This is a genomic window from Rothia koreensis (genome assembly GCF_004136575.1).
GTDB lineage: Bacteria > Actinomycetota > Actinomycetes > Actinomycetales > Micrococcaceae > Rothia > Rothia koreensis.
Genome location: NZ_NOIQ01000002.1, coordinates 143,532 through 166,037, shown reverse-complemented (window position 1 = coordinate 166,037; position 22,506 = coordinate 143,532). Strand labels below are relative to the sequence as shown.

The following is a 22,506-nucleotide window of genomic DNA, read 5'->3' as shown; positions in this document are numbered from 1 at the left end:
CCTGCCCACTTCCGCGAAAGTTTGTAAGTGACGTCACAGGCCTATTGTGGCACGCGTTCCGGCCCCATGCGTATTCGGGCCAGTCGGAGAGCGGGTCAGCCGCTACGCTAGGGAAGGTCAGACTGTCGTCGTCAGGAGTGCGCGTGTTGAGCAAGGACACCACCCTGGCCGCGGAGCCCCGCCGCCCCGTGGATCAGGTCAGGGACCTGGTCAATCGGATCTTCGGGACCACTCCCTCACGCATCTCCATCACGTTGTTCTTCCTCGTGATCGTGCTGTGCTCGCTCATGCTCATGCTTCCTGTTGCCAGCCGATCCGGGCATCCACCGGCCCTGGAGCAGGCCACGTTCACGGCGACGTCGGCCGTGACCGTCACCGGCCTCACCACGCTGACGACGTCGACCCAGTGGTCCCTGTTCGGGCAGTTCGTGATTCTTCTGGGCGTCCAGATCGGCGGTCTGGGGACCCTGACCATGACGTCGTTGCTGTCCATGGCGCTGGGACGGAAACTGGGGTTGCGCACCAAGCTCTTCGCGCAGGAAGGCCTCAACATCACGAGCCGACAGGGCAAACTCGGCGAGGTCGGCTCCCTGTTGCGCACCGTCGTGCTGACCTCCGCGAGCATCGAGGGCATCATTGCGGCCATTCTGGCTCTGCGACTCATGACGCTCGGCGAAGATCTCCCCCAGGCCCTGTGGCACGGAGTGTTCTACGGGATCTCTTCCTTCAACAACGCGGGATTCACTCCGCACACGGACGGGCTGGTTCCTTACGGCAACGACTGGTGGATTCTCTTGCCCTTGTGCGCCGGCGTCTGGGTCGGTTCCCTCGGATTTCCCGTGATCCTGGTGGTCAGGATGTTCGGGCTCCGACTCCGGCATTGGAACCTGAATGCCCGCATCACCGTCTTCGGGTCGCTGTTGCTGGTGGTCCTGGGATCTTTCCTCTGGGGTGCGGCCGAATGGAACAACCGGGACACGATCGGCAACGAGGGCATCGTGGAACGATTGCTGCATTCGGTCTTCGCTTCGGTCATGACACGGTCGGGCGGGTTCAATCTCGTCGACATGGATCAGACGAACTCGATCACCAAGCTCCTGACCGACTTGCTGATGTTCGTGGGAGGAGGTTCGGGCTCCACCGCGGGCGGCGTCAAGATCACGACGATGGCCGTCATCTTCATCGCCATCGTGGCCGAGGCCCGGGGCGACCAGTACGTGATCGCTTTCCGCCGCACGATCCCGGACACCGTGTTGCGCATCGCCATCTCGGTGGTCATGATGAGCGCGACTATTGTCGTGCTCGGCACCGCGGCCCTCATGCTCATCACGCATCACCCGTTGGACGAGATCCTGTTCGAGGTCATCTCGGCCTACGCAACGTGTGGTCTGTCCGTAGGGTTGTCCGCCGAGCTTCCCGCGACGGGCCTGTACGTCCTGTCCGTCATGATGTTCATTGGTCGTCTCGGAACCATCACCGTGGCCACTGGTCTGGCCCTGAGGACCCGCAGTCGCTTGTACAAGTACCCGGAAGAGAGGCCCATCATTGGCTGATCGTTCACCCCACAACGCGCCGGTTCTGGTCATCGGCCTGGGCCGTTTCGGCGCAGCGACCGCCCAGCAATTGCGCCGCCAGAACAAGGAAGTCCTGGCCATCGAGCGTGACCCGGACATGGTCCAGAAATGGTCGGGCCTCCTCACGCACGTGATCCAAGCCGACGCTTCCGACATCGACGCATTGCGTCAGGTCGGGGCGGGGGACTTCACCTCCGCGGTGGTCGGGGTCGGGACCTCGATCGAATCGAGCGTTCTGATCACCGCGAACCTGGTGGACCTGGGGATCGAGAGAATTTGGGCCAAGGCAATCACGCCCGCCCACGGCAAGATCCTCTCCCGGATCGGAGCCCATTACGTGATCTTCCCGGAGGCCGACGCCGGACGGCGCACCGCTCACCTGGTCTCCGGACGGCTCCTGGACTACATCGAATTCGACGACGACTTTGCCATCGTCAAGATGTACCCGCCCAAGGAGACCCATGGGTTCACCCTGCAGGAATCGGACGTCCGGAACCGCTACGGGGTCACGATTGTCGGAGTGAAGTCACCCGGTGAGGAATTCACCTACGCCACGGCGCGCACCAAGGTCACGTCCCGCGACGTGCTGATCGTCTCAGGCCAGGTCGATCTCATCGAACGGTTCGCTGCTCGGCCATAAGGCCGTGCGAACCGCCGGCCACACCGTCTCTGCGGGTGTGGCCGGCGGTTTCCGTTCCGGGGAAATGCTCAGCGGCGGAATTCCTCGACCATTTCGGCGCCCCGGCTGGCGGATGCCTTGGCGGCCTTCTCCGTGAGCTCGACCAGCCCGCCCTCGGCGAAGACATTGATCGCGCGTTCCGTGGTTCCGTTCGGGCTCGAGACGGCCTTGCGGAGGGCTTCCGGGTCGGCGTCATCCGCATGGAGCAGTTCGCCGGCCCCTGACACGGTCTCCTTGGCCAGGAGGCGGGCCGTCTCGCTGTCGAGCCCCATCGCCTCCCCTGCCTTCTGCATGGCTTCGGCGAGGAAGAACGCATAGGCCGGGCCGGACCCTGACACGCCGGTGACGGCGTTGATCTGGTCTTCCTCCACGTCCAAAACGGTCCCCGAATTGGCCAGAACCTCGTGGGCAAGCTTCAGCTGCTCCGGCGTGCAGTGCGTCCCCGCCGCGAGGGCGATCACGCCGCGACCGACACGAGACGGAGTGTTGGGCATGGACCGGATGACCGGCTGTCCTGCGCGCAACTCGCCTTCCAGCATCGCCAGATCAATGCCCGCAGCCACTGAAATGACCAGTGCATCGTCAGCGAGGGCGTCCTTGATCTCTGCGGCCAGGTCCAGAATTCCTTTGGGCTTGACCCCGAGGAGGACGACGTCGGCGTCCTTCACGGCGTCGAGGTTGGCCGATTCGTTGTCCTCCCCCGAGTACACGGTCACATCGCGCTGGTCTTCCGGAAGCGACTCCTTCAGCTTGCGGGCGCTGGCCGCCGAACGGGTCGTGGCGCGGACCCGCTCCGGGGCCGTCCCGCCGGCGAGCAAGCCGGACATGATCGAGCCGTTCATGGACCCGGTTCCCAGGAACGTGATGATGGGTTCGGACATGGTTCCTCCTCGTAGAGTTTCTTGCGCGGTCTGCTCCTACGTTATCGAAGGTGGCGTCGGGCGAAATCGAGGGATTCGGCCAACCACTCGTCGATCTGGCCGGTGTCCTTGGCCTTGCGGGTCGAGACCTCGACCGCAACCACGCCTTTCCAGTCGGTCTCGACGAGGTGATGAAGAGTTTCCGCGACGGGTTGGGTCCCCAGCCCAGGGCGGGCGTGTTCGTCCATGACGGATTGTCCGGAACCGTCCGTCAGATGGACGTGGCCCAGCCGGTCGCCGAGCTGACGAACGGCGTCCAAAGAGTTCGTTCCGGAGGCCGCCGCGTGGGAGAAATCCCAGGTCACCCACTCGTAGTCTTGGCCCAGCGGTGACCAGTGAGGCGCGTACATGAGAACTTCCCGTCCGGCGACACGCCACGGGTACATGTTCTCGACCGCGATCTTCACGCCTTCTTCGTCCGAAATGCGCCGCACCCCCTCCGGGAATGTTTTCGCATACTTCCGCTGCCACACGAACGGTGGGTGGGCGACCATGACGTCAGCCCCGACCCGGTGCACCATTTTTGCTGCAAGACGTATCTTGTTCCACGCATCGCCCCACACGTGTTGGGTCAGCAAGAGGGTTGGAGCGTGGATTGCGGCGATCGGCAGCTGGTACTCCTGCACGTAGTCCAGCAACTCGTCCGGGTCGCGGCTGAGCGGGTTGCCCGTGATCATGACCTCCACGGCGTCGTACCCCAGGTCCCGGGCGACGGCGAACGTGTCCTTGACTCCCATCGGGAACACCGAGGACGTCGAGAGAGCAACGGGCCTCGAGGGCGATTCGGCCCCATGGGCGGCTACCGTTTCCGGAACAGATTCCTCCACCGTGACTACTCCTTGGCGATCGATGTCAGTGTTTTGGGATCGACCGTGGCCATCGAATCCTGGGAATTCAGCCGGTCCATACGCCGGAGGATGAGCCCCTCCCTGAGTGCCCAGGGCACGGACCGCATGATCGTGATGCCGTACAGGTCCATCGCGGTCTCGGCGACGATCCCTCCCGCGAGAATCTGGGCCGCTCGCTTGGAGGACACGCCGGGAAGGTCGGCGCGTTCCTTCGTCGTCATCGCCTCCATCCGTCGCGTCCACAGTCGAAGGTCTTCCAGATGGAACTCACGTTTGACGTATGGGCCGGCCGCGTAGGGGGCGGCCCCGCAGATGCGTGCCAAGGAACGGAAGGTCTTGGACGTGCCGACCACCATGTTCGGGGACCCCGCCTTCTTCACGGTGTCGACGGCCGGCTTGAGCGTCTCCTTGACGTGCTTGCGCAGAGCCTTGATCTCCTTGGGCTTCGCCTGGTCGTGGTGGATGAATTGCCGCGTGAGGCGACCTGCGCCCAGCGGAGTCGAGACGGCCACATCGGGCAACGCGTCGTCGCCTATGGCCATTTCGAAGGAACCGCCGCCGATGTCCAGGTCGAGAATCGTTCCTGCGCCCCAGCCCTGCCATCGCCGGACGGCGAAATAGGTGATGGCAGCTTCCTGGTCTCCGGATATCTCGGTGAGGTTGACTCCACTGGTCGACTTGACGAAGTCCAGAACCTCCGCCCCGTTGCCTGCTTCACGGATGGCAGAGGTCGCGAAGGCCAGCAGATCCTCCGCGTCGTGCTCCGCCGCGAAATCTCGCGCTTCGATCACGAATTTCGTCAAGGCGTCCCGGCCGGCGTCCGAGATGTTTCCGTCCTGGTCGAGGTATTGGACCAGTTGCAATGGCATCTTGTGCGACGCATACGGTTCCGGTCGGGAGCCCGGCTGCACGTCCAGCAGGAGCAGATGAACCGTGTTGGAGCCGACGTCCAGGACAGACAGCCTCATCCTAGTGGTCCTTGCTCGCCGTGGATTTCGACGCCGTGGACTTCGACGCCGACTTCGAGGTCACGGACTTGGTCCCGGAGGACTTCGTGGCAGTGGACTTGGCCGCCGACGTCTTCTTGGTCCCGGACGCGGACGATGACTTCGTGGTCGAGGTCTTCTTGGCCGCGGTCTTCTTGGCCGCGGTCTTCTTGGTCGCGGTCTTCTTGGTCGTTCCGGACTTCTTGGCCGTTCCGGACTTCTTCTTGACCGGCCCCTTGGCTCGTTTGTCCGCGAGCAGCTCCACCGCCCGGGTGTGGGTCATGGACTCGACGGTTTCGGACCTGGGAACCGTGACGTTGGTTTCCCCATCCGTCACATACGGTCCGAAGCGCCCATCCTTGATCACAATCGGCTTGTCATTGCTCGGATCCTTTCCGAGTTCGGCAAGGGGCGGCTTGGCGGCCGCCCTCCCCCTCTGCTTGGGCTGAGCGTAGATCGCCAAGGCCTCGTCCACCGTGATCGAGAAGATCTGCTCCTCCGAACTCAGCGAGCGCGAGTCCGTCCCCTTCTTGAGGTAGGGGCCGTACCTGCCGTTCTGGGCCGTGATCTCCGTGCCTTCGTCGTCGGTGCCGACGACGCGCGGCAGTGACAGCAGTTTGAGGGCGTCCTCGAGCGTCACGGTCTGGAGCGACATCGACTTCAGGAGCGAAGCCGTGCGCGGCTTCTCCTTCTTGGGCTTCTTCGGCGGCTTGGGCTTGCCGTTCTTGTAGTACTCGACCGGCTGATTCGCCAGTTCCTCCTCGGTGGGCTCGGGAACCACTTCGGTCACGTAGGGCCCGAAGCGGCCGTCCTTGGCCAGAATTGTGCGCCCGTTCTCCGGGTTGGTCCCCAGCTCCCTGCCGTCCGCCTTGCCCTGCTCGATGAGTTCGGCGGCTTTCTCGGCCGTGAGCTCGTCGGGGGCGAGGTCGCTGGGCACGTTTGCCCGAATCGGATCCTTGATCTCCCCGGTGTCCTCGTCCACCGTTCCGCCGGTCTCGAGGTAGGGGCCGTACCGTCCGACCCTGAGCGTCACGCCATCCGTGATCTCGATGGAGTTCACGGCCCGAGCATCGATCTCGCCCAGGTTCTCCACGATCGGTTTCAGCCCGTTCCTGGATGCGTTCCCGAAGTAGAAACCGGTCAACCAGTCGGTCCGTTGCTCTTCGCCCCGTGCGATCCTGTCGAGGTCCTCTTCCATTTCCGCGGTGAACTCGTAGTCGACGTAGCGGGAGAAGTGTTCTTCCAGGAGCCGGACCACGGAGAAAGCGGTCCAGGAGGGCACCAATGAGCCCGAGCGGTTGTTGACGTACCCGCGGTCCATGATCGTCGAAATGACCGCCGCATAGGTCGACGGGCGTCCGATCCCCAGGTCGTCCATGGCCTTCACGAGCGAGGCCTCCGTGTAGCGAGGAGGCGGCGACGTCTCGTGGGCGTTGGCCTCGATGTCGCGGCCGGTGAGCCGGTCGCCCTCGGCCATGTTCGGGAGTCGTTTGTCGTCGCCGTCCTTGGCGTCTTCAGCATCCCGGGCGGCGTCCTTGCCTTCCTCGTAGGCGGCCATGAATCCCCGGAAGGTGATGACCGTGCCCGATGCCGAGAACTCCGCCGTCCGGGAATCGTTGGTCTGCGCTTCGAGCTTGATGGACGCCGTCTGCCCCTTGGCATCGGCCATCTGCGAGGCCACGGTGCGCTTCCAGATCAATTCGTAGAGCCGGAATTCGTCCGAGGACAGCCTGGACTTGACCGCGGCCGGTGTGCGGAAGGAATCGCCAGCTGGGCGAATTGCCTCGTGTGCCTCCTGGGCATTCTTCGACTTCGAGGCATAGAGCCGCGGCTTGGACGGGACGTGATCGGCGCCGTAGAGCTCGGTCGCCTGCGCACGCGCAGCGTTCACGGCCTGGTCAGAGAGCGCGACCGAGTCTGTACGCATGTAGGTGATGTAACCGTTCTCGTACAGACGCTGTGCGACCTGCATGGTCGACCGGGAGGAGAACCGCAGCTTTCGGGCCGATTCCTGCTGCAGAGTCGACGTCGTGAACGGCGCGGCCGGGCGACGGGTATACGGCTTGGTCTCCACCGAGGAGACCGAGAACTCCGACCCCTCCAGCGCAGAGACCAGGCCGCGGGCCGTCTCTTCGTCGAGGTGCGCAACCTTGGCCCGGGCGCTCTGCTTGAGCTCCCCGGAATCCGCGAAGTCCTTTCCGGACGCCACGCGCATCCCGTCCAACGCCGAGAGCTTGGCCTTGAAGCTCTCCGATGCCTTCGTCTCGAAGATTCCCGCCAGGTCCCAGTACTGCGCCGACCGGAATTTCATGCGTTCCCGCTCGCGCTCGACGACCAGCCGGGTTGCGACCGATTGCACACGGCCCGCGGAAAGGCCCTGGGAGACCTTGCGCCACAGAACCGGCGACAGTTCGTAGCCGTAGATCCTGTCGAGAACGCGCCGAGTTTCCTGCGCGTCGACGAGGGAGTCGTCGATCGATCGCACGTTCTCGAATCCCCGCTCGACAGCTTCCTTGGTGATTTCTGGGAAGGTCACGCGGTGAACGGGCACCTTGGGCTTGAGGACCTCGAGAAGATGCCACGCGATCGCTTCGCCCTCGCGATCGGCATCGGTGGCCAGATACAAGGCGTCACATTCTTTGAGCAGACGCTTGAGTTCGGTGACCTTCTTCTTCTTGTCCGGGTTGACCACGTAGTACGGCTCGAACCCTTGGTCGATGTCCACAGCTAACTTGCCGACGGGAGTCTTCTTGAGCTCAGCGGGCAACTCCGAGGGCTGGGGAAGGTCTCGGATGTGGCCCATGGACGACTCGACGACATACGCGTCCCCCAAGTAACCCCCGATGGTCTTGACCTTCGAAGGAGACTCCACAATGAGGAGGCTCTTGCCGGTCGTCTTGCCCTTGCCCTGTGTTGGCACGTCGCTCCTTGTGTCCATACTGGTCGATACGCCCCCACAATAGCCGAGGATCAGAAGGCTCTCGTCATGTATCCACAGACTCGAACATACGAGCCTGCTTCGACCTGAAGGGGTTCGGGCCCAGGCTACCGCGCGCTCGGAATTCGCAACTGCGGGGGCCCAGCGGTTCGCTCACCGCGTGGAATGGTCCGAAGAGGCCCTACTCGTCGATTTCGAGGAATCCGCCCTCGATCAGGGCACGGACGCGGGCAAACAGCTCGGACCGTTGCTCCTCGTCCTTCCAGTCGAGCAGGGCCGCCAAGGCGTCCGCGATCTGGCCGACACTGAGTTGACCATCACATGCCGAGACAAAACCGGCAACCTCGGTGGTCATCACCTCGGTGCGACGCAGTCCCGCCCCCTGCCGGAGCAGAATCACTCCGGGGTGTTCGGCGCCCGGGCGCTGATGTCTCTCCTCCGTCACGTCCTCGGCCACCGTGAGATGCAAGGTTGCAAGGTCTTCATCGCTGGTGCCCGCCAGGGCATCGTGGGCGTCGACCGCGCTCGAGAGGAAAGGCGCGATGGGCTGCTGGATGGGGTGCTCGATCGTCTCGAACCGGCGCATCGAGGGGGACCCCGACGCGCGCCTGAGCCACACCATTCCAAAGCCGATCGCTGCGACCCCACGGTTCGCGAAGTCGGCCATGTAGTCCAGATAGGCCGTCTCATAGGATTCCCGGTCCCTGTTCTGGCTCGCGTCCCGCAACCACGTTTCCGCATACTGCTCAGGCGATGTCTCTTCGCGCTGGATGAACCAGGCGTCACTGTTCTCGGACAACCACGCGCGCGGGCGGCGCGCCCAGGACTCGCGGCCGTTCTCGGCTTCGCGATCCGAGAGAATTTCCCAGTTCCCCAGCATCTGCGCGCGCCCGCCCGGATTCAGCACTTCGGGAACGCGGCGCACCAGGGTCGAGACGATCTCATCGCCGGGCAGTCCCCCGTCACGGTACGTGTAGAGGTCCGTCTCGCCTGCTCTCCGTGGGGTGATGACGAACGGTGGGTTCGAGACCACCAAGTCGAAGGTCTCACCGTGGACCGGCTCCAGGAGACTCCCCAGCCGCAGGCTCACCCGGTCATCGATCGCGGCCGGGTCCAGGCCCAGAGCGGATGCGTTGAGCACCAGGTTGAAACGGGTCATGGCGAGCGCCCGATCGGAAATATCGGTTGCCGTCACGTGGTCGCAGTGCGCCAGCAAGTGGAATACCTGGATTCCGCAACCGGTCCCCAGGTCCAGAGCCCGCTTCACGGCTCGACGCTCCGTGAGCTGAGCCAGGGTCAGTGAGGCCTGTCCGATTCCCAGCACGTGGTCTCTCGGCAAGGCACCGTCCGTCTGATGCGACCCCAGGTCGGAGACGACCCAGAGATCCGTGCCGTCGTCGGCCGAATGGGGCCGGAGGTCGAAGGCTGCGCGGAATCCTCCCCGACCCGCGTCGTCGTGCGTGTCCGCCGGCAGGAGCAGGTTGAGTCGCTCGAGGACACCGTAGGCGCCTTCGCCCAGGGTCGCGTCCAGCGCTTCGGCGGTCATCAGGCCACCCAGCATGAAGAATTCGACGACGCCGGCGAGTCGTCGTTGACCGGCTCGTGACGTCGCACGCCCGTTGAGGAGCTCGTCGATCCTGTGTTGGGCGGGGACCATCTGCTCCCTGGCCATCGCCTCGAACGGACCGTCCCCGAGCAGCCGAAGCACCCCCTCGTGGGAATAGTCGACGGCGGCCAACGCTTCGGCCAGGCTTTCCACGGCGTCGACGTCGTCGCTGAACGGGGTCGCGGATACACGGGAGAATTCGGGTGCGGAAGTCACTGTCCCAGTCTACGAGGTCCTCAATTGGTTTACGTCGCAACCAACTCGGGGCATAGTGGGGGCATGGACGGGAATCAGGAAAACCACACGACGCGCGGCGCGTACGTGACCCAGGGAAAAGAATTCACACGGGACACCCAATACATCGAGGACCGCGTTGTCTCGGATTCAGGGCTCGAACCAGGGACCGATCAGAGGGACCAGGGGATCTGGCCCGTCGAAGCCGGCAGGTATCGGCTCGTTGCGGCACGAGCGTGCCCGTGGGCCAATCGCACAATCATCGTCCGCAGGCTCCTGGGCCTGGAGGACGCCATCTCGATCGGTATGCCCGGACCGACTCACGACGTCCGTTCCTGGACGTTCGACCTGGACCCCGAGGGGAAAGACCCGGTGCTGGGTATCGAACGACTTCAGGAAGCCTACTTCCGCCGTTTCCCCGAGTACCCCCGCGGCATCACGGTGCCGGCGATCGTGGACATCCCCTCAGGTGAGGTGGTCACGAACAATTTCCCCCAGATCACTGAGGACTTCGCCAAGCAGTGGAGCGCGTTCCACCGCCAGGGAGCCCCGGATCTGTGGCCGGAGGACCAGGAAGAAGAGATGCGGGAGGTCATGCACCGGGTCTTCACTGAGGTCAACAACGGGGTGTACCGATGCGGTTTCGCGGGCTCCCAAGAAGCCTATGAGAAGGCGTACCAGAGGCTCTGGACCGCCCTCGACTGGCTGGAGGAGCGCTTGTCCGACCGCCGCTTCCTCATGGGCGACCACATCACCGAAGCAGACGTTCGACTGTTCACGACCCTGGCGCGGTTCGACGTCGTCTATTTCTCCCATTTCAAGGCAAATCGACAGATGCTCGCGACCCTGCCCCATCTCTGGGGATACGCGCGCGACCTGTTCCAGACCCCCGGTTTCGGGGACACCATCGACTTCCAGCAGATCAAGGAGCATTACTACGGGGTGCAGAAGGACATCAATCCGACGGGGATCGTGCCGGTCGGACCGGATGTCTCCGGCTGGTTGACCGACCCTGGTCGTGACCACCTGGGCGGCAGCCCCTTCGACGCCGCAGCCGGGGCGACGGCACCCGGTCCGGTTCGTCCCGAGGAACGTGTCGAGCCGGGACACAATCCGCTGTACCCGGCAGGCTCTTAGGCCACGGTTTCTTCGTTCGCGGGTACCTCGGTCGCGACGTCGTTCGACGCGCAGCCGTCCGGGCAGGTCGGGCTCCCCTGCCGACAATCCGGGCACAGCAGGATCAGATCTCGACACTGCTGATTGCTGCAGTTCTCGAACCGATTGGCTCCTGCACCGCAGGACTCGCATTCGCCGATGGTCACGGCGTCGGGGGTGAACTCCATGTGCATTCGCGCGTCGAAGACGTAGAGGGAACCTTCCCAGAGCCCGGAATCCCCGTATTCCTCCCCGTAGCGGACGATCCCGCCGTCGATTTGGTAGACGTCCTCGAAGCCGCGGTTCTTCATGAGCGCGGAGAGGATCTCGCACCGGATTCCGCCGGTGCAGTAGGTCACGACCTTCTTGGACTTGAGGTCGTCGTACTTGCCGGACTCGAGTTCGGTCAGGAAATCGTGCGTGGTCCTGGTGCTCGGGACGATCGCGTTCTTGAATCGCCCGATTTGGGCCTCGAAGGCGTTCCGGCCGTCGAAGAAGACGACGTCGTCGCCCTCGCGTTCGACGAGTTCGTTGACTTGCTTCGGGCTCAGGTGGGTTCCGCCGCCGACCACCCCGTTCTCGTCCACCGCAAGTTCGTCCGCTGCACCGAAGGCGACGATCTCGTCCCGCGCCTTGACGGACAGTCGCGGAAAGTCCTCGGCCCCGCCGTCCGACCATTTGAATTCCATGCCGCGGAAACCGGAGTACTGGCGTGTGGTTCGCGCATACTGCTTGACGGCATTGATCTCGCCCCCGACGGTCCCGTTGATGCCGTGCTCGGAGACCAGGATCCGGCCCCGCAAGGCCAGCTTTTCGCAGAGGGCTCGCTGCCACAGCACCACGGCCTCCGGATCCGCGATCGGGACGAACTGGTAGTAGAGAACGATTCGAGAAATTGCCACGACAGCAGTTTAGGCGAGGCGGCGTACTGGACCGAGGCGTTTTCCGGGCACTCGGATGCATCTCACACGGTCCCGTTGGCCAGGTGGTGAGGACACAGGGCCGACCGCGCGGGACCGCAGGTTCGCGTCAGTCGCCCAGCCGGAAACGACGTCCGGTGATCCTCTCGGGCGTGATCTCCACGAAGTCGAGCTTGTCCGTATGGACCCACGGCGACAACGGGAGGGAGGCGACCCTGTCCGTTTCGTCCGGATCCGTCAGCAGCCGGGCACTTCCACGGACGACGACGCTGTGGGCAACAGCCCCCTCGATCTTGTCCGTTTCCAGTGCGACGTTCGGATTCAGCTGGAGCTTCGTGAGTTTGTTGCCGGGAGCCGTTCTGAAGTAAATCCGCCCGTCTGCGGCGAAGATGTTCAGCGGAGTGATATCGATCTCCCCCTCGTCGACGGTGACGAACCGTGCCAAACGGGCCGCGGAGAGAATCTGCCAGCTCTCCTCCTCGGTCAGGTCCCGGACCCGGGGCTCGCGGTCCTCCGGGTGCTTTTCCCCCTTGATGTTCATCGGCATGTTCATGCCTCTATTGTGCCATGACTCACTCGCTGAACGATCGGTCCGGAGCCGTCCTGCTCCCCGGCACTGCAGGGCAGATCGAAGGGTGCCACAATGGTCTGGTGCCGGAACCGAACCATTTGCTGAGGGCGCTCCATCGGGGCGAGGATCCCCCCGAGATCGTGCATGCCCGTGTGCTGCCCGAGCGGGAAGCGGTCGTCTCTCCGTGGCCGGCTTGGGCCCACCCGAGCGTCGTCGAAGCATTCCAGGGCCTCGGGGTACCCGAGCCGTATCGTCACCAGGTTCTGGCCGCGGACGCGGCACATTCTGCCCAGGCGGAATCCCTCGACGACGCCGTGCAATGCCGCTCGGCCGGACGAGCAGTCTCTCCGGCACGGGGACATCACGTCATCATCGCCACCGGCACGGCCTCCGGCAAGTCGCTGGCATACCAATTGCCCACGCTGGACGCCATCGTCCGGGGCTCGACGGACCCGGGGTCGAGTCTGCATTCGCGCGAAGCAACGGTCCTGTATCTGGCCCCGACCAAGGCTCTCGCCGCGGATCAGTTGTCTGCCCTGCGGGCACTCGGGATTCCTCACCTCCGGGCGGACACCTACGACGGCGATACCGAATTCGCAGAGCGTTCGTGGATCCGTGATCACTCGAATTTCGTGCTCTGCAATCCGGATATGCTTCACGCCGGTGTGTTGCCGAATCACGAACGATGGGCACGGTTCCTCCGGCAATTGCGGTACGTGATCGTGGACGAAGCGCACGGGTATCGCGGCGTGTTCGGCGCTCACGTCTCGATGATTCTGAGGCGGTTGCGCCGCATTTGCGCGCTGCACGGCTCCTCGCCCACGTTCATCGGCGCATCCGCGACGTCGGCGGATCCGCAGCATTCGTTCGCCAAATTGCTCGGCGTCGAGGCTCCCCGTGTCTCGGCCTACTCCCAGGACGACTCCCCGCATGGTTCGGTGACGGTGCTTCTGTGGGAGCCGCTGTTGGAGGACTCGTTGCCGCAGGACGACTTGGCCGCGAGTACACGGGGCAAGGGTGAGGCAACCGGACTGCCCGAGCCCTCGTCGCCGACCGCTCCCTTGCCTTCCCGGGGGTTCGGCGGCGCGGGCGAGAATGGGGCCCCGCGACGTCGCTCGGCCCTCTCCGAGGCCGCCGGGATGCTCACGGACCTGGTCGCGGAGCGGATCAGGACCATCGCCTTCATCAAATCCCGTCGCGGTGCCGAGACCATGGCGGGGCAGGCCCAGGACTATCTTCAGGACATCGACCCTTCGGTCGCTCACCGGGTCTGTGCCTATCGGTCGGGTTATCTTCCCGAGGAGAGGCGCGAGCTCGAACGCCAGGTCCGGTCGGGCGAAATGCTGGGGGTTGCATCGACCCCGGCCCTCGAACTCGGTATCGACGTCGCCGGTCTGGACGCCGTGCTCGTGGCCGGCTGGCCGGGGACTCGCGCGTCCTTCTTCCAGCAGATCGGGCGAGCGGGCCGGGCTGGTCAGGAGTCCCTGGCGGTCTTCGTGGCCAGTGACGATCCCCTCGACACCTACTTGGCGCACCATCCCGGGGACATCTTCGACACCGTGGTGGAATCCACCGTGTTCGACCCCGGCAATCCCTATGTACTCGCACCCCATCTCTGCTCCGCTGCTGCCGAGAGGCCGATACGTCCGGAGGAACTCGGCCTCTTCGGCCCGGGCACGGAAGCCGTACTGGAAACACTGGTCCGAGACGGGTATTTGCGCAGGCGCCCGACAGGCTGGTTCTGGACCCACCCCGAATCGGCCGCCGACCTCGTCGACATTCGAAGCGGAGGCGGGCACCGGCTCGACATCATCGAAGCCGAGACCGGCGGAATCATCGGGACGATGGAATCCGGTCAGGTCCATTACCAGGCCCATCCCGGAGCCATCTACGTGCACCAGGGCAAGACATGGCACGTCGAGGAACTGGACGAAGAGGGCCGGGCCGTCGTCGTCAGTCGTGCCCACCCCAACTTCTATACCCAGGCGCGGGATGTGACCGAAGTCAGCGTGCTCGAGATCGAGTCCACCCGTGCCTGGGGGCCAGTCACGTTGCACCGAGGCATGGTTCGCGTGCGCACGCAGGTTGTGTCCTTCCAGCGCAAGGCGGTCATGAGCAATGAGCTGATCGATGAGGAGCCCCTCGATCTGGAGGCCCAGGAACTCGTGACCCGGGCCGTCTGGTGGACCATCCCCCAGGAACTCATGAACTCGGCCGGTGTTGCAGAGCCCCAGGTTCCCGGTGCGCTCCACGCGGCGGAGCATGCCGCGATCGGTCTTCTTCCGCTGATGGCCACGTGCGACCGTTGGGACATCGGCGGCCTGTCCACAGCGCTTCACGTGGACACCGAGTTGCCGACGATTTTCGTGTACGACGGTTACCCGGGTGGCGCCGGCTTCGCCGAACGCGGTTTCGGCGTCGCACGGTCCTGGCTCGAAGCCACGGTGGAAGCCATCCTGTCCTGCGAGTGCGATCACGGATGTCCCTCGTGCGTGCAGTCGCCCAAGTGCGGCAACAAGAACAATCCCCTGAGCAAGCAGGGAGCCATCGATCTGCTCCGGGGAATGCTCAGGGAGGCCACGGCCGATCCCGGCAACTAGGCATCAGGGAGGATCGCTCACCTCCTCAGCGGGCGGACCAGCGCGAGCCATGCCACGTGCCGGCCCGAGGACTGTGACCCAGTGATTGAGGTCGACTTCGACATCGACGTCGATCGCCCCGGCCAGCCCGGGGACCTCGGTACATGAGACGAGTTGCGCCCCATTGCCTCGGGCCACGCGGGTGGCGATGTCGCAGGGGTCGCCCGTCGTCAGGCCCCGGGCCGCATCGGCGGCCGACAGCGCCGCCAGGTCGGCCGCCGTCGCCGCGCGGCAATTCATGACGGCCACGTGCGCAACCGCCGCCACGACGGCCATGGCGGCTACGGCGGCCATCATGAGCATCGCACCGACCACACTCGCCGAGCCACGATCGACCTCGGCCTCGGAACCTGGGCCTGCCCGAGATTCCTTCACGTGCTGGCCCCTGGCTCCGGGCCCGTTTCAGCCTGTCCGGTCAGAACTATGCCTCCCCATTCTCCGATCGGTCCAGGGGCAGGCGATGCAACGGTCACCCGAATGAGACGGTCGCCGTGCAGGATGCCCACGACGGCATGCCGACCAGCGATGTCCCGTGCGATTCTCCTGGCCTCGGCCTCGCTGTCTCCTCGGGCAAGCGACCGCGCGGCCAGGCGTGCCGCCTCCTCCGTGCGCACTGACGTCGTGCCGACAGCCGCGACGCCGATGACCAAGGAGACCACCACGGCAATGACCGGCATGATCACAGCGAACTCTGCCGTCACCGCGCCGAGATCGTCATCATGCCTTCGCGTCGTGCCGTGTCCCGGAACCGCCGAGCGCGACCGCCGCACCGGCCCTCGGCGTGAGGTCGATTCTTTCCGTCGGACGACGCCGTGACCCGCGCTCATGGCCAGTACCCCATAGGTTCCGTGATGTTCACCGTCCTCCGTCCTCGGACCTCCCCGGGCAGTGCCGGAGGCCCCGTCCAAGGCCTCCGGCTCCACCACCGAGCCGTCACGTCGATCCCTCAACCCGTCGAGAGCGCAGTCCGAATGACCCCGAGAAGAAGCTCCTTGACTTCTCCGCTCTTGAGTATTGCCACCAACAGCCCGGCGAATCCCACGGCCGCGAGCATGACGATTCCGTACTCTGCGGTCGTGGCCCCGAGTTCGGGGTGGTCGTCCTCTGGTTCCACTCGCTCAAGCGGTTTGGTGGCGGGCAATGTGTGCGCTCCTGTGCCTGGCGGTTCCGCAGGAACATCGTGGGTGATGTCCGTGGTTTCCATCGATCTTTCCTTTCCCAACCGGCATGTCCGATGCCGGAGCTTTGGTCGCATCGTCGGTCACGACCACATCCGTGGCATGAAGCCGATGAGTATCGGAACCACGCCCAAACAGACGAACGAAGGAAGCGAGCAGAGACCCAGCGGAACGACAAGCTTCACGCCAAGGGCGGCTGCCACTTTCTCTGCCTCCCGATGCTCGGACCGCCGCAGCTGCATGGCTCTCGCTCTCAACATCGACGCCGTTGGCGCGCCGGTCCGGACAGCCAGGGTCAAGACCTCACGAAGAATTCGCATGGTTTGCCGTTCGTCCGAGTTCCCCTCACGGGACGGCGTCTCAGGAGGCCACGCGGCGTCCCAGGGCAGCCCAAGACGGAGCCGATGAGCCACCCCCTGGAGTGCGGAGGATTCGGCCGATTCCGCCACGATGCGCAATGCCTCGGCGAGAGGAACACCCGACTCGAGCACGGTGGCCGTCAGCTCGAGCCACACACGAATACTCAGGTGCGTGTCACCGGTCCGAACGGCGTGGTGGGCCGGCATGCGCCGTCGCATTCCGCGATGACCGGCCCATCCGGTCAACAGGTGGCCGGGCGACGTCGTGGGCGTCATGATTGCCACCGTTCCAGTCGCCCTTGCCAGCCAAGGAGCCGAAGAACGGGCCTCCCCCACGATGGCGAAACATCCATCGTTTCGGTCGTCTGGGTGCCCCGCGCCGAAGCAACCAGATGTCGGGTCCACAACGCTCCCGTCGCGCCCAGCACCATCCCGAGTCCGAGTGCGACGCGTCCCCAAAGGCTCCCCACGAGCACGCCGATGGGGTCGGCGTCGAGGATCAGCCCGATGGCCAACCCCACGAGAGGAAGGGCCGAAAGCAGTCTGGCCGTGGCGCGCGGACCGGACATCGCCGCCTCTCGCGCGGCGTGAGCATCGAGATCGTCCTCGACCGCCTCCGCGATCCTGACCAGCACCTCCGAGATCGGGGAGCCGGTCTGTTTCGAAACCGACCATGTGGCGGTCAAGGCGTCAACGACCGCCTTGGACGAGAACAATTGGGGCCTGGTCGATTCCAACGCCCGGACGGCATCCATGCCCGCCTCGGACACGCGGGCAGCCTGGCCGATCGTGCTCACGACGTCCCGCGTGACGCGGTCGCCCGAGGACGCCAGGTATGCCCCTCGATTCGAGGTCCATGCCTGCTCCAGCTCCGACCACACGCGATTCTGCGGTATCCCCGCCGCTGTCAGCGCAGAGAGCTGCCTGATGACTTCCGGCCAGCATCCGAGGCTCACTGCTTCCCTGCGAGCTCTCAACGACCGGGCCGCCGAAAAGGTCCGGGACAACAGACGATCCGTCGCGGATGAGTCCGAAGAACCCACGCGAGGTGCCCGAAGTGTCCCGACCCCGATCAGGAGGATTCCGCAACCCCCGCACGCCAGCACCAAGAACGTCACGGCCGCACACCGCCCGTCAACGGCCCTGAACCCTGCGGCGAAGATTGCCACGAAGCCGGGCGGCTCCCATGCAGGCCAGCCAGGGCCGCAAGGGTAGACCAGGCTCGAGCGCAGGTCGCATCGCCGTCGACCCCGAATTCCACCGCGAGGACAACCACCAGGTCGTTGCCTTCCAGGCTGAGCAGTCCCAGCTGACTGACCCACCGGTGTACACCCGACCGACGCACGTGGACGACGACGTCGACGGCATTCGCGGCCTGGTGAGCCACCGCGTCATGTCCCAAACCGGCCAGGGCACCGAGAGCCAGAAGTCGCGACGGTACCGACGCGGCGGAGTTGGCGTGCAATGTCACACCACCGCCTTCGTGTCCGGTGTTCATGGCCAGTAAGAAGTCCTTGACCTCCGCTCCCCTGCATTCCCCGAGGATCAGCCGGTCAGGGCCCATCCTCAGCGCCTGGCGTATCAGGGAGGTCAATGTCACCTCCCCAGCCCCTTCCGCATTGGCATATCGGGAACGCAAGGAGACCACGTGCGGGTGGTCGGGTTCGAGCTCTGGCGAATCCTCGATCAGGACCAGACGCTCCGTCGGCGGGCAGAGTCCCAATACCGCATTCAGCAGGGTCGTTTTGCCGGTGCCTGTCCCGCCACTGATCAACAACGACCGTTTCCTGCGCACCAAGGAACGAATCAGCTCTCCTGTTTCCTCGGAAAACATGCCCGCCTTCTGCAGAGCGGAGAAATCCGGCCTCAGGGCGGGCTGGAGCCGGATCGACAGGTGCGTCTGCCGTGCGGCCACCGGTGGGAGTACGGCATGGAACCGGTAGCCGTCCGGAGTCTGCACATCAGCACAGGGGCGACTTGCGTCCAGACGCTGGCCTTCGGAGGCGATGATGCGTGTCGCCAGATCGCGCACGGCGGCGTCGTCGGGAAAACACAGACCGGTCCGTTGCATCCCCTGCGCGCCGTCCGTCCAGATCTCACGAGGACCGTTGACATAAATGTCCGTGACCCCCGGCCTCTCCAGCAACGGCTCGAGTATTCCCAGCCCTTGAAAACGGGCCCGTCGTGCTTCCCAGGCGGCCAATCGTTCGGCTGCCGGGGACACCGGGCTCATTCGGCGCCCCTACCGGCCGAAACGTCGGATGCGCGCCCAACATCCGAGCACGAGGGTCCTGTCGCTGCCTGGTCCTCCGACACGGCGCCGGCCGATCTCCGGTGCTGCGGCGATATCCTCGCGAATTGTTGGCCCGCGGAGTACCCGCGGCCACGTCCGCGTCCGGCACGACTCTCAACCGCCGCGCCCACGGCATCCACGATCTCGCCGAGGGCCCGACGCAACGGTCGCTTGTAGGCAATATCCAGGACCCGACCGGCCTCATAGGAGTCGTGAACCGGCACCACGTGCGGGATGGTGGCTGCCAACGGCATCCCTATGGCCTGGGCGACGTCCTGGTCGGAGACATCGCACCATCTGGGTCCCGTTCCGACGGGGACGACGGGCAGGACCCCGGACCATCGATGGCACGCCGCTCTCGCCTGGCACAAACCGCGGAGGGTGAACGGAACCAACAAGAGCAGGGCCGAGCACCGGGCCACGGACGTCGAATTCATGGTTGACCATGTCAGCGGAATCGCGCCGAGGTCGACGACGGGCATGGCCTCATGGCTCAGGGCATCGATGGTCGCCCAGAGGGTCGTCCCCGAATCCTGGATCTGTCCGGTGGTGTCCGGATCAGAGGAGAGGATGGGCAACCCGTGCGGGGCCGGAACAGCGGAGACGATGTGGGCCGCCTCTGGCCTGTACGGCAATCGGGCAATGTCTTCCCATCTGAGTCCGCTCATCGGTTCGCCGGCGACGCAGCTTTCGAGGGCTGTGCTGCCAGGGACGGCGTCGACGACGATCGGAGGCTTGCCGTCTTCGAGAAGTCTTGAGGCAACCCAGAGCGCCGTCGTCGTCGTTCCCACGCCACCGCACACGCCGAGCACCCCGATCGTTGGGTGCGTGTGTTCGGCTCCCGGGCTTCCGGCGATCCGGTCGGCCAACCAGCCCCTGCCCTGCGGGAGAATCACGACGTCGGGCTGGTGCCAGAAGGCCGCGAGCCTCCGCGCCGCAGCCCACGGATCAGAACCCCCTGCGAACCCGCAGACAATCGCGGGCCCCCTCGGACCCGGCGTCGACCTCAGATAGGCGTCAGGGCAACGAACAGGATCCTCGGCCTGTTCCGCCTCCATCACCAAAGCGTCGCGCGGACCGATGATCGGTCGGCCGTTCTCCGGCACCCGGCGCAGGCCTGTGCCTACCGCCCGCGCCACGTCCTCGGTCACGCGCAAGAAGCTGCGCCTGTCGCCCCAGGCCAGGAGGGCCCCCGAAGCTCCGTTCGAGAGTCCGTCGGAAGGCGCTCGATCGATCAGTTCCCGGACGAAGTCTTCCGCCTCCGAAACCTCGGGGTCAGCGATGTGTCGTCGTGAATCGGTATCCATGCCGACATCGTGACTCCACCAGCATTCAGGTCGACCGGAATTCTCCCTGTGTGGGTCTCCAGTGTGGAGAATTCGCAATTCCCCTCGAGAACAGGTCTCCTGTGGACGGATCGTACTGATCCATGCCGCGCGCTAGTCCACCTCGAAGTACAGGTCGTAGTGAAGAGCACACCGTTCGTTGAACATGATCGCGCACCGAGGGCACCGGGAAGCGGCCATGTACTCCTTGATCGGAAGCTCGCTTCCGCATCCCCCGCACAAGATGGCCGGCGTCTCCCGTTCGTCGACGGACCATTGGTGGGCCTCGTGGTCCTCGGCCTCGGCATGGCACAGATGGCACGGGTAGTACCTGTCGCAGCACTTGAAGCGAATCGCGATGACGTCCTCGGGCTGGTGGTAATGAACGCACCGGGTCATGTCATCGACGGTGTGGCCCCACACCCTCGGAAGACCCGGATTCTGAGAAATTGGCATTGCGTTGTCCACAGAGACAAATCTACGGGCTGCCTGGGGCTGGATAATAGAGACATGGTGATCGTGATCGGCCCCCAGGACCCCGGCTCGTCTGCGCAAGGCAACGACGCCGTCTGGCGAGCCGTCACGGTGGAGAACGGTGTGGCTGGCTCAACCCGCAGTTTCGCGCAGAATCAGTTGTCCGACTTCGTGAGCGCGGTGCACCGGACCTCACACCATCCCGACCGCATCCGATGGGTTTGGTCGTCCACGAACGCGGTCTACCCGTCACTGCTGAGAGCAGGAGTCTCCGTCTCCCGCTGCTGGGACCTCGCGCTGAATCAGACCATCCTTCGGAACGCCGCAACGCTGCCGAGCAATCAAGTCCAGTACAGCCCGGCCGTGGACCTACGGACCTCGGAGCCTGCCCCTGCGGGCCACATTCCCCCTCGCCATGACCCTCAGCAGGTTTCGTTGTTCGACGCGCCGACTCGGCCCGGGTCGCGTGCCGAACCCGGCATCGACCAACTTGTGGAAGAGTTCGCGGCACAGAAGGGCGCGGTGGACGACTCCCCGGGACGTCAACGGCTCACCCTGCTGCTGGCCGCTGAGTCCCAGGGCGCGTTGATAGCTGCCGAGATGTATCACGAAGGGCTTCCCTGGAACGCGGACATCCACCAACGGATTCTTCACGAGCTTCTCGGCCCCCGGCCCGACGAAGGAGAACGACCTGCCCTGATGCAGGAGCTGGCCGAGGAGATCGGAAGAACGCTGGGGACGAGCCGGCTCAATCCCGATTCGCCCCAAGACCTTCTCCGCGCGCTCCACTCCGCAGGAATCGAGGTTTCTTCCACACGAAAATGGGACCTGATGGCGTGGGCGGATCGTGGAGGCTCGAGTTCGGACCAGCGCAGAGCGATGATCGGGCCCGTCCTGCGGTACAAGCAGCTGTATCGGCTCTGGACCGCCAACGGGTGGCACTGGCTGGACGAGTGGGTCCGGGACGGAAGGTTTCACGCGGCGTACGTGGTCGGCGGCGTCGTGACCGGGCGGTGGGCCGCGCACGGAGGAGGGGCGATGCAGATTCCGCAAACGGTACGCGACGCCGTCCGCGCAGACCCAGGCAATGTCCTGACGGTTGCCGACGCTTCACAAGTCGAACCTCGCATCCTCGCAGCGATGTCATCGGACCGGGCTCTGGCCGTGGCCGGGCAGGGCAAGGACCTGTACGTCGGCATCGCGGAGATCGGGCAAAGAACGGGTTCCGCGTTGAAGGACAGGCCGGCGGCCAAAGTCGCTCTTCTCGGGGCAATGTACGGGGCCACGTCCGGTGAGGCCGGATCGTTGGCACCACATCTGAAGAGGCTGTTCCCCGAGGCCATCGGCGTCGTCGAGAATGCTGCGGACCGTGGCGAGCGAGGCGGCCAAGTCACCACGTGGCTCGGCCGGACCTCCCCGCCGCCGGACCAACGATGGTTCGACACGGTGAAGGACGTCAGCACGGCCTCGGCGGAAGCCCGGTCGAACACGATGGCCCGTTCCCAGGGTCGCTTCACCCGAAATTTCGTGGTTCAGGGAACCGCCGCCGAGTGGGCGCTGTGCTGGATGGGAGAAATTCGCCGGCGCCTGCGATCCGGCGGAGAAAACGGCGGACCGATGAGCACATCCTTGGTCTTCTTCGTGCACGATGAGGTCGTGCTCCACGGCCCGGAGTCGGAGGCACAGGTTGTCGCCGATATTGTCAGGGAGTCTGCGGCATCGGCCGGCCGGTTGTTGTTCGGGGATTCTCCCGTGGATTTCCCCCTGACGGTCGAAACGGTGGACTCCTACGCCGAAGCCAAATAGG

20 protein-coding genes are annotated in these 22,506 nt (G+C 64.9%); 5 read left to right on the top strand and 15 right to left on the bottom strand.

Annotated features, from left to right (window positions below; translation table 11 throughout):
* Positions 1 to 143 precede the first annotated feature (143 nt).
* On the top strand, positions 144 to 1,553 hold the full coding sequence (locus EWU68_RS04405) for a TrkH family potassium uptake protein (RefSeq protein WP_420852872.1): 1,410 nt from the start codon (positions 144 to 146) through the stop codon (positions 1,551 to 1,553).
* Positions 1,546 to 2,214 carry a potassium channel family protein gene (locus tag EWU68_RS04400; protein WP_129314710.1) on the top strand — a complete coding sequence of 223 codons (669 nt, stop codon included), beginning with the start codon at positions 1,546 to 1,548 and terminating at the stop codon, positions 2,212 to 2,214. The genes EWU68_RS04405 and EWU68_RS04400 overlap by 8 nt, the downstream gene beginning before the upstream one ends.
* A 68-nt stretch (positions 2,215 to 2,282) precedes the next feature.
* On the opposite strand, the gene proC is transcribed toward EWU68_RS04400, so the two are convergent.
* The 5 genes from proC to EWU68_RS04375 form a co-directional block, all read right to left on the bottom strand.
* Positions 2,283 to 3,134 (bottom strand): pyrroline-5-carboxylate reductase, encoded by an 852-nt coding sequence (proC, locus tag EWU68_RS04395; protein ID WP_129314708.1) that lies wholly within the window; start codon positions 3,132 to 3,134, stop codon positions 2,283 to 2,285.
* Positions 3,135 to 3,175: 41 nt separating this feature from the next.
* Positions 3,176 to 3,910: a sugar phosphate isomerase/epimerase family protein gene (locus EWU68_RS04390; RefSeq protein ID WP_129314830.1), complete on the bottom strand. Its 735-nt coding sequence runs from the start codon at positions 3,908 to 3,910 to the stop codon at positions 3,176 to 3,178.
* A 95-nt stretch (positions 3,911 to 4,005) separates the two neighbouring features.
* Positions 4,006 to 4,989, bottom strand: coding sequence for a Ppx/GppA family phosphatase (locus tag EWU68_RS04385; protein ID WP_129314706.1), 984 nt, complete (start codon positions 4,987 to 4,989; stop codon positions 4,006 to 4,008).
* Between the two features lies 1 nt (position 4,990).
* Positions 4,991 to 7,945 carry a type I DNA topoisomerase gene (topA, locus tag EWU68_RS04380; protein ID WP_129314704.1) on the bottom strand — a complete coding sequence of 985 codons (2,955 nt, stop codon included), beginning with the start codon at positions 7,943 to 7,945 and terminating at the stop codon, positions 4,991 to 4,993.
* A 181-nt stretch (positions 7,946 to 8,126) separates the two neighbouring features.
* A complete protein-coding gene (locus EWU68_RS04375; protein ID WP_129314702.1) occupies positions 8,127 to 9,767 on the bottom strand; it encodes a methyltransferase in 1,641 nt (546 codons plus the stop codon).
* Positions 9,768 to 9,830: 63 nt separating this feature from the next.
* On the opposite strand from EWU68_RS04375, the gene EWU68_RS04370 reads away from it, so the two are divergent.
* Entirely contained in the window at positions 9,831 to 10,922 is a 1,092-nt protein-coding gene (locus EWU68_RS04370) for a glutathione S-transferase C-terminal domain-containing protein (protein WP_129314700.1), read from the top strand.
* Here EWU68_RS04370 and trhO read toward each other — a convergent pair.
* The gene (gene trhO, locus EWU68_RS04365; protein WP_129314699.1) at positions 10,919 to 11,842 is read right to left on the bottom strand and encodes an oxygen-dependent tRNA uridine(34) hydroxylase TrhO; all 924 of its coding nucleotides are present in this window, start codon (positions 11,840 to 11,842) and stop codon (positions 10,919 to 10,921) included. The two genes, EWU68_RS04370 and trhO, sit on opposite strands and share 4 nt — an antisense overlap.
* A gap of 127 nt (positions 11,843 to 11,969) precedes the next feature.
* Positions 11,970 to 12,413 (bottom strand): pyridoxamine 5'-phosphate oxidase family protein, encoded by a 444-nt coding sequence (locus tag EWU68_RS04360; RefSeq protein WP_238692314.1) that lies wholly within the window; start codon positions 12,411 to 12,413, stop codon positions 11,970 to 11,972.
* A 98-nt stretch (positions 12,414 to 12,511) separates the two neighbouring features.
* Here EWU68_RS04360 and EWU68_RS04355 point away from each other — a divergent pair, with 98 nt between their 5' ends.
* Positions 12,512 to 15,031: a DEAD/DEAH box helicase gene (locus EWU68_RS04355; RefSeq protein WP_238692321.1), complete on the top strand. Its 2,520-nt coding sequence runs from the start codon at positions 12,512 to 12,514 to the stop codon at positions 15,029 to 15,031.
* A 3-nt stretch (positions 15,032 to 15,034) separates the two neighbouring features.
* On the opposite strand, the gene EWU68_RS04350 is transcribed toward EWU68_RS04355, so the two are convergent.
* From EWU68_RS04350 to EWU68_RS04320, 8 genes are all read right to left on the bottom strand, one after another.
* The gene (locus EWU68_RS04350) at positions 15,035 to 15,445 is read right to left on the bottom strand and encodes an Rv3654c family TadE-like protein (protein WP_238692313.1); all 411 of its coding nucleotides are present in this window, start codon (positions 15,443 to 15,445) and stop codon (positions 15,035 to 15,037) included.
* On the bottom strand, positions 15,442 to 15,771 hold the full coding sequence (locus EWU68_RS04345; RefSeq protein WP_129314695.1) for a TadE family type IV pilus minor pilin: 330 nt from the start codon (positions 15,769 to 15,771) through the stop codon (positions 15,442 to 15,444). Before EWU68_RS04345 ends, EWU68_RS04350 begins: the two co-directional genes overlap by 4 nt.
* Before the next feature lie 245 nt (positions 15,772 to 16,016).
* Positions 16,017 to 16,274: a DUF4244 domain-containing protein gene (locus tag EWU68_RS04340; RefSeq protein ID WP_178979460.1), complete on the bottom strand. Its 258-nt coding sequence runs from the start codon at positions 16,272 to 16,274 to the stop codon at positions 16,017 to 16,019.
* Positions 16,275 to 16,331: 57 nt separating this feature from the next.
* Entirely contained in the window at positions 16,332 to 16,883 is a 552-nt protein-coding gene (locus tag EWU68_RS12990) for a type II secretion system F family protein (RefSeq protein ID WP_162421307.1), read from the bottom strand.
* Positions 16,880 to 17,725: a type II secretion system F family protein gene (locus EWU68_RS12985; RefSeq protein ID WP_162421305.1), complete on the bottom strand. Its 846-nt coding sequence runs from the start codon at positions 17,723 to 17,725 to the stop codon at positions 16,880 to 16,882. Before EWU68_RS12985 ends, EWU68_RS12990 begins: the two co-directional genes overlap by 4 nt.
* Positions 17,722 to 18,840 carry a TadA family conjugal transfer-associated ATPase gene (locus EWU68_RS04330; RefSeq protein WP_129314690.1) on the bottom strand — a complete coding sequence of 373 codons (1,119 nt, stop codon included), beginning with the start codon at positions 18,838 to 18,840 and terminating at the stop codon, positions 17,722 to 17,724. Before EWU68_RS04330 ends, EWU68_RS12985 begins: the two co-directional genes overlap by 4 nt.
* Complete coding sequence (locus EWU68_RS04325; protein WP_129314688.1) at positions 18,837 to 20,207, bottom strand: CpaE-like family protein; 1,371 nt, start codon at positions 20,205 to 20,207, stop codon at positions 18,837 to 18,839. The genes EWU68_RS04330 and EWU68_RS04325 overlap by 4 nt, the downstream gene beginning before the upstream one ends.
* A gap of 132 nt (positions 20,208 to 20,339) precedes the next feature.
* The gene (locus tag EWU68_RS04320; RefSeq protein WP_129314686.1) at positions 20,340 to 20,681 is read right to left on the bottom strand and encodes a CHY zinc finger protein; all 342 of its coding nucleotides are present in this window, start codon (positions 20,679 to 20,681) and stop codon (positions 20,340 to 20,342) included.
* A gap of 54 nt (positions 20,682 to 20,735) precedes the next feature.
* On the opposite strand from EWU68_RS04320, the gene EWU68_RS04315 reads away from it, so the two are divergent.
* Complete coding sequence (locus EWU68_RS04315) at positions 20,736 to 22,505, top strand: bifunctional 3'-5' exonuclease/DNA polymerase (RefSeq protein ID WP_129314684.1); 1,770 nt, start codon at positions 20,736 to 20,738, stop codon at positions 22,503 to 22,505.
* The last annotated feature ends 1 nt before the right edge of the window (position 22,506 follow it).